The sequence below is a fragment of the Faecalicatena contorta genome (assembly GCF_021531995.1).
GTDB lineage: Bacteria > Bacillota > Clostridia > Lachnospirales > Lachnospiraceae > Dorea_A > Dorea_A contorta_A.
Genome location: NZ_JAFBIZ010000275.1, coordinates 1 through 808 on the forward strand (window position 1 = coordinate 1; position 808 = coordinate 808).

Here is an 808-nt window from a genome sequence, read left to right on the forward strand (position 1 = left end):
CCCCAATTATAACATTCTCATATCAGCACTACAATAAAAATAATTAAGCACCAATAATCTTATTGAACATCTCCAACCGTAAATCTTTCACACCATCAGTGATAAACACTGAGCTGACAGCAATTACGACAACTACCATAATTGCCTGCACTTAAATTTCTGCAAAAGAAAACGACAATCAATTTCTTATTTTTTGAAATCAACTGTCTTTCTCATATTTACTATTCAATTTTCATAGTGATATAGGTACAATTTATATCACTACTGTAAAAATGGGGTTTTGCCTTATAAATACAGCGTTTTCCGCTTGTTAGTGTATAGTGTTTCTTGTTTTTTGTGCCCCCCTTGTTAGATAACGGGGGCTTTGAACGGCTCGCAAGCTCGCCGAACCGCCGAAGCGAACCGCCCCCTTGCAAGCATGGCGGAAAAATCTTAAGGATTTTCCCGCCAACGTGGTCGGATCGCTCCGTCGGTTTAACAGCTTTTCTGTTTCTCTCTAGTTATCTACGCATATAAATCAAATCGGTTATTCCGTTATAAGTCTGTGTTTTACAAAGCCTTAACTTTATTTCCCTGTCTATGTTGCCCAAAAGACGAACCCCATTTCCTAACAGAGTAGGAATAACAGAAATGTAATATTTATCAATCATATTTTTGCTTACCAACTGCTGAACAAGATTTGCTCCGCCACAAATCCAAATATCCTTTCCTGCTTCTTGTTTTAGCCGTTCCAATAATAAAACAGGATTTTCACTTGTAAAATGAATTTGTTGGGAAGAATTGCACTCTTTATGTGTTAATACATAAG

1 protein-coding gene is annotated in these 808 nt (G+C 37.0%); it reads right to left on the bottom strand.

The features are described 5' to 3' along the window. Positions 1 to 500 precede the first annotated feature (500 nt). Positions 501 to 808 (bottom strand): dihydrofolate reductase family protein (locus JQM82_RS15905; RefSeq protein ID WP_235251393.1); only part of this gene is annotated, 308 nt, incomplete at its 5' end.